This is a genomic window from Pectobacterium polonicum (assembly GCF_005497185.1).
Taxonomy (GTDB): domain Bacteria; phylum Pseudomonadota; class Gammaproteobacteria; order Enterobacterales; family Enterobacteriaceae; genus Pectobacterium; species Pectobacterium polonicum.
Genome location: NZ_RJTN01000046.1, coordinates 1 through 6,002 on the forward strand (window position 1 = coordinate 1; position 6,002 = coordinate 6,002).

Annotated in this window: 6 protein-coding genes and 1 pseudogene; 2 read left to right on the forward strand and 5 right to left on the reverse strand. The window is 41.5% G+C overall.

The window, feature by feature from the left end; genetic code table 11:
* The first annotated feature begins 61 nt into the window (after positions 1-61).
* Together EDI29_RS22290 and EDI29_RS22295 are read left to right on the forward strand one after the other, a co-directional pair.
* A complete protein-coding gene (locus EDI29_RS22290) occupies positions 62-1,087 on the forward strand; it encodes an IS630 family transposase (RefSeq protein ID WP_137741232.1) in 1,026 nt (341 codons plus the stop codon).
* A 63-nt stretch (positions 1,088-1,150) separates the two neighbouring features.
* Positions 1,151-2,140, forward strand: coding sequence for a glycosyltransferase (locus EDI29_RS22295; protein WP_137742632.1), 990 nt, complete (start codon positions 1,151-1,153; stop codon positions 2,138-2,140).
* A gap of 5 nt (positions 2,141-2,145) precedes the next feature.
* Here EDI29_RS22295 and coaD read toward each other — a convergent pair whose 3' ends face one another.
* From coaD to EDI29_RS22320, 5 genes and pseudogenes are all read right to left on the reverse strand, one after another.
* A complete protein-coding gene (gene coaD, locus EDI29_RS22300) occupies positions 2,146-2,634 on the reverse strand; it encodes a pantetheine-phosphate adenylyltransferase (RefSeq protein ID WP_137742633.1) in 489 nt (162 codons plus the stop codon).
* 39 nt (positions 2,635-2,673) lie between these two features.
* Positions 2,674-3,951, reverse strand: a complete 1,278-nt coding sequence (waaA, locus tag EDI29_RS22305; protein ID WP_137742634.1) for a lipid IV(A) 3-deoxy-D-manno-octulosonic acid transferase — start codon at positions 3,949-3,951, stop codon at positions 2,674-2,676.
* A gap of 232 nt (positions 3,952-4,183) precedes the next feature.
* A complete protein-coding gene (locus EDI29_RS22310; protein ID WP_137742635.1) occupies positions 4,184-5,044 on the reverse strand; it encodes a glycosyltransferase family 32 protein in 861 nt (286 codons plus the stop codon).
* Positions 5,045-5,231: 187 nt separating this feature from the next.
* A complete protein-coding gene (locus EDI29_RS22315; RefSeq protein ID WP_137742636.1) occupies positions 5,232-5,456 on the reverse strand; it encodes an acyl carrier protein in 225 nt (74 codons plus the stop codon).
* Positions 5,449-6,002 (reverse strand): annotated as a pseudogene (locus EDI29_RS22320) (hypothetical protein); the annotation flags it as partial. The gene EDI29_RS22315 and the pseudogene EDI29_RS22320, both read right to left, overlap by 8 nt.

A 6,002-nucleotide genomic window follows, 5' to 3' on the forward strand; every position in this document is an offset into this window, starting at 1 on the left:
TATACCCGTGATCATTGAAGATGCTTGATTTTATGTGACGAGAAGATCAAGCTCATCCACTATGAAGATATTTATTACCGACGAACAGAAAGCCGAACTTGAGCACCTTCATGACACCACTCGTGATGGTCGTGTTCGTGACCGCATTAAAGCCGTCCTTCTTGCCTCAGAAGGCTGGACTTCTGCGATGATTGCGCAGGCTCTGCGTCTGCACGAAACGACGGTAAACCAACATATCAACGATTACGTCAACACCCGCAAACTCAAGCCTGAAAACGGCGGCTCTAACAGCATGCTCAGCGCCACTCAAACTACAAGCCTCATCAGTCAGTTATCTCTGCATCTGTTCCATCATACTCGCGATATCGTGGCTTATGTTGAACTGCGCTGGGCAATCCGGTTCAGTATCCCCGGCATGAACAAGTGGCTGCACCGTCAGGGTTTCACTTACAAAAAACCAGCGGGTATACCCCATAAATTCAGTGAGCAAAAACAGAAGCAGTTCATTGAATATTATGAAAATTTAAAGAAAACGGCAGGTAATGAACCGATTCTGTTTATCGATGCAGTGCATCCGACACAGGCGACAAAGCTCAGTTATGGATGGATACGAAAAGGACATAAAAAGTCAGTGAAAACAACGGGAAGCCGAACCCGTCTGAATATACTGGGTGCACTAAATCTGAGCGATATCAGCCGCACAGTTATTCACGATTACAAAACGATTAATGACTACAATATTGCTCTTTTTTTCATTGAGATACGTAAACGTTACCCCGATTATCGGCAGAAAATCCATGTGATACTGGACGGAGCGGGTTATCACCGAACCCAATTGATTAAAGACTGGGCTTTTGTCGTGAATATAGACCTTCACTATTTACCGCCTTACAGTCCGAATCTGAATGCGATAGAGCGCTTATGGAAAGTGATGAACGAGCATGCTCGGAATAATCGCTATTTTGAAAACACGCACGACTTTAGGAATGCAATATTCAATTTTTTCTCAACCACGCTGCCAGAAATAGCGGACTCGCTGACATCCAGAATTCACGATCGCTTTCAGGTGCTCAAACCTGCATCTTGAGGTTTATTGGGTATATTTGATTCAGCTTTTGTTGCTTAAATATAAGGTGCTTTAGAGGGCATTATGGGTCGTGTGGATATTAGCGTCATTGTTCCTATTTATAACTGTGAAGAGTATATCGAACCTCTTTTTTCGTCGTTGCTTGCTCAGGATAATGTCGCTTTTGAAATTATTGCGGTAAATGATGGTTCCACAGATGACAGCCTTCTGGAATTGAATGAGATAGGCAAGTCGGTTACGAATTTGATTATTATCAGTCAAGAGAATAAAGGGCTGTCTGAGGCGAGAAATACAGGGATTCGGCATGCCAATGGCGAGTGGATTGCATTCGTTGATGGTGATGACTGGTTGGAAAAAAGTACGTTATCGATATGGCTTGAAAAAGCGAGGGAGCAACGCCTCGATCTCTTGATTGGCAACGGTTTTAAGTTTAATGAAAATCCAGAACAAGAAGTAAAAGAGCCTATTCAGACGAAGCAACCATGGGGTGAGGTAATCAGCGGAGAGGAGTGGATCATTCGCAGTGTAGAAAATAACGAATGGTGTCACTTTGCCTGGTTGCAGTTAATACGCCATGATGTCATCTCGTTGAGTAAGTTAAGTTTTATTCCGGATATGATGCATGAAGACATTCTATGGACGGCGAATTTAGCGCTGGTAGCTAAACGAGTGGGATTCTGTGAAAAGCTAGGTTATGGTTATCGAATTGGTAATACGAATTCGATTACGAAATCGGTGTCGATTGAAAAAATATCACGCAGAGCAAACAGTTATATCGACATCATGCAGGGTCTGATTGCTCTTGCTAACCTGAAAAAAGACAACGTTATTTTAAATAGAGCATTAATTCGTCATGCCAACCGAGAGAGTCGCCACTTGTTTGGGCTTTTACGTAAAAAAATATCATCTCATGCTATTCGGAAACAATTAGCCCAGAAATTTATTGCGACGGGTATCGGTGGGAATTTATTTAAGGGCATGACGTCATTTAATGATTTTTGGTATGCCCTACGTTTTAATCTTACTGTTTGTCTATTTTCAAAGAAAAAGTAGTTTCTCTACTGATTCTTCGATAATTTACCGTGTAGTGCACTAACGATGGCATCGGGTAAGAAATGTGATACATCACCGCCGTGGCGAGCGACTTCCTTGACCAGAGAGGACGAAATAAACGACCATTCTTCCGATGGCATCAGGAAGACGCTTTCGAGTGTCGGCATCAGGTGGTGATTCATTTTTGCGAGCTGGAGTTCATATTCGAAATCGGCAACGGCTCGCAAACCGCGCACAAGAATATTCGCTTTTTGCTGCTGCGCGAAGTGCACCATGAGATCGCTAAAACCGATGACTTCGACGTTCGACAAATGTTGTGTTGCGCCCTTTGCCAACGCCACGCGCTCATCCAGTGTGAAAAGCGTATGTTTGCTCGGACTGGCGGCGATAGCCAGCACCACCTGATCGAACATGCGTGACGCACGCGTCAGTAAATCCAAATGACCATTGGTTAATGGATCGAACGTGCCAGGATAAATCGCTTTGGTCGTCATCGCGTTAGCCCTTCATTCACTGTCTTGGTGGCCACTGTTTTACTGGGCTCTCTGGGGCAAATAAGGTTCCAGCAGCGTTAGCAGCATCTGTAATGCGCCTTGGTTTTGGTGTAACACTTCCACGGCGTGTCGACCATAGTAGAGGCGATAGTCTTCGTCGGCGAGCAGTTTCCCTACTTCTTTTCCAAGTGAGTCTGCATCGGTAACGGTAATCAGTCCGTCAGCCTGGTCTAGTTTGTTGCAGATATCTTTGAAATTGAACGTGTGTGGCCCCATCAATACTGGGATGGCATGAGCTGCCGCTTCTAACGGATTATGCCCGCCTCGCTCAACCAAACTTCCACCGACAAAAGCCAGATCGGCGATACCGTACAACAGCATCAGTTCGCCCATGGTGTCACCAATTACTACTTGAGTGTTCGCAGAAGGCTGTTCACCGCTGCTGCGCAGTGTGTAGGTGAACCCCAAATTTTCTGCCAACACCTGTGTGGTGGAGAAGCGCTCTGGGTGGCGAGGAACAAGAATCAGCAATAAATCGGGGTAGGTACCAAGCAACTGGCGATGTGCGGCCAGAACGATGGCTTCTTCACCTTCATGCGTACTGGTTGCTATCCATACTGGGCGGTGCGGTGCCCATTGCCGGCGTAATGTAATCGCTCGGGCGGCTAGCTCCGGTGTAACGGAAATATCAAATTTGAGGCTACCGGTTACTTTCAGGCTTGAGCGTTTCAGGCCAAGATCGATAAATCGATTCCCATCTTCCTGATTTTGTGCGGCGACGAGCGTGATGCGTTGCAAGATATGACGCGTTAGCTTACCGATCTTTTTGTAACCCGCCGCAGAGCGTTCTGATAGGCGGGCATTTGCAATGACCAGCGGAATGTCGCGTTTATGCAACTCCGCGATCAGATTTGGCCATAGTTCGGTTTCCATAATGATGACGATTTTTGGACGAACCTGATCAAAAAAGCGTTTCAGAGCACAGGGCAAATCATAAGGCAGGTAAACGTGATAGACCGTGTCGCCAAAAGCGGAACGCACGCGCTCAGAGCCAGTGGGTGTCATTGTCGTTACCGTGATCGGCAGATTAGGATAACGATGACGCAATGCTCTAACTAAAGGAATAGCTGCTAATGTTTCACCCACTGAGACCGAATGCAGCATGATACCGTCTGGTTTAACCTTCTCTGCACAAAAACCGTAGCGTTCACCCCAACGCCGACGATAAGCAGGTGCCTTGCGGCCACGAAGCCACAGGCGAAGCCAAATCAACGGTTGGATGAGGTACAGGATGATGGTGTAGAGAGTTTGTAACATAAGATCTACTGTTATCGGTTATCGCTGGGGGGATTTTATCGGGTTCGTGAGGATAAGGCTATTTGTAAAACGGGTGTTGTTTATTCCTTTACTGATTTTCCTGAAAATCGCTGGCAGGATGTACACATGATTGCAATTGTTGAATCTCGTTCTGGATAAACAGGCAATCGAACGAACCAGAAGATCCAACTGTTCTTATTCGCTCGAGCCTTGATTTATGAGGCGTTTGTATCTATTGGGATTTTTCACAGAAGATACGTTTCATTTTTCTCATGACGCCTTTACTTTCATTAATAATGTTTTTCTTCAATCGCTGTAGTGGATAAATAAATAACAACCATAATCTGTAATAAACTTTATCTTTTCCTTCTAGGATAACAATGGAGTCTTTTAGTTTACTGTAATGGTTCCCGTTAAATTTTCTTATTGCCTCGTGGGTAACATTACGGTATTTAAATCCGATATTCCGATGATTTTCCTCATGATGGAAAAATTCGGTTTTATTAATTTTTTCAATGCCAATCGAAAAGGGAATTGGGCCTGTAGTATTTAACACACCTCTCATTCCTACCCCGTAAATCCAGGGTTTGTAGATTTTTAACCTATGAATAACTTCATCTATTGCAGATTTGATATAAGGAGACCCAGGTACTGCGGCTATGTTCCATTGTTGGTATTCACCACATTTTAAGAACCCTAACTCTTTGTGTATTCCCATGTTTTTATCACAGCCACATGCTTTATTGTCCCAACTGCATAGCAACATCTCACAATCTTCTGCAATGGCATCATTAAGTGGGTTCAAACACGAGCTTTTAATATCGAGATAAACACCGCCTTCGATATAAATCAATAAATAGCGAAATAAATCAGCCCTAGCTGCACCATACTTTGGTTCGATGCTTAAATAGAGATTCAGCATCTCTTTTCCATAATGCTTGTCTATATATTCAATTATTCTTTTTTCATCATAAAAAAAGTATTCCCACGTTGGATTCATCTCTTTTAATTGTTCTATAGATACTAAAATTTCTTCAGGCAGTTTATTTATGCCTTTTGTGTATATTTGATGAATCTTCTTAGGTATTTTCATTGCTGTATCGTCCTTGGTGTAATTCATTAAAAATAAGCGTAAAGCGTTTAGTTATAATTTTATGTTCAAAGCTAGTTTTTATTATTTATTCGATACGTCACCACCGCTTGCTTCATATTATCTTCTTGAATGATTTAGCCTAGAGTGAAATCGGTATATTTATAATTAAATATACCGTTCTATCATTTTATTCAGCACTGATACCTTGTTTTTTAAGGTAATGTAGAATGGATTGATATGATAATAGTTTGTCTATATCCTGAGGGGAGATTTTTATATCATATTCATCTTGCAATTCAAGTATTATATTTACATGGTTTATAGAATCCCATGATTCACAATTATCTTTAGATATGTCATCAAAAAATGTACACTCAAGAACCTCTTCCAAAATTTCATTTAAATTACGCATCTATTACCTCTATATTTAGATCTAAGTTCATATTTATTGGAGCTAAGACATTGTAAAATTGTTGGCCATCACTATCTGTATAATCAAAGGTGAAACCATGGTCGGGATAAAAATGTTCGACAACTACATTTTTCTTGGTCGGTTTATATATCCCTATAATTGTATTTATGCCGTTATAACGATTTAGAATGTTATTAAGAAAAGCTTTTTCAACTAATTTACCTATTACTCTACAACTCATAAGGAAAGTATCGATGATGATATCATTGTCTATATGGCTAATGATAGCCATCATAACTAGTCCGTAACAGCCGAATTTATCTTTAACTTCACCCGTATAGACTGTTTTTTTAGGATCATTCATGAATGACTCGATGTCAAATTCAGAATATCGCTTGACTGTGAAATTAAATTGATTTGTTTTTTGAGTTAATTGGGATATACGGCTGATATTTTTTTTATCGTTTTTCGTTATTGTTAACTCAATGTCTAGCGATCTTATAAAGTCATGATAATTGTTGAATTTATTCTCTTCATTTTTCCTTA

What these genes read in the sequence shown, in the direction of transcription:
- EDI29_RS22310 (WP_137742635.1), bottom strand. Translation starts at nt 5,044, where the DNA reads ATGAAAATACCTAAGAAGATTCATCAAATATACACAAAAGGCATAAAT.
- EDI29_RS22315 (WP_137742636.1), bottom strand. Translation starts at nt 5,456, where the DNA reads ATGCGTAATTTAAATGAAATTTTGGAAGAGGTTCTTGAGTGTACATTT.
- waaA (WP_137742634.1), bottom strand. Translation starts at nt 3,951, where the DNA reads ATGTTACAAACTCTCTACACCATCATCCTGTACCTCATCCAACCGTTG.
- EDI29_RS22290 (WP_137741232.1), top strand. Translation starts at nt 62, where the DNA reads ATGAAGATATTTATTACCGACGAACAGAAAGCCGAACTTGAGCACCTT.
- coaD (WP_137742633.1), bottom strand. Translation starts at nt 2,634, where the DNA reads ATGACGACCAAAGCGATTTATCCTGGCACGTTCGATCCATTAACCAAT.
- EDI29_RS22295 (WP_137742632.1), top strand. Translation starts at nt 1,151, where the DNA reads ATGGGTCGTGTGGATATTAGCGTCATTGTTCCTATTTATAACTGTGAA.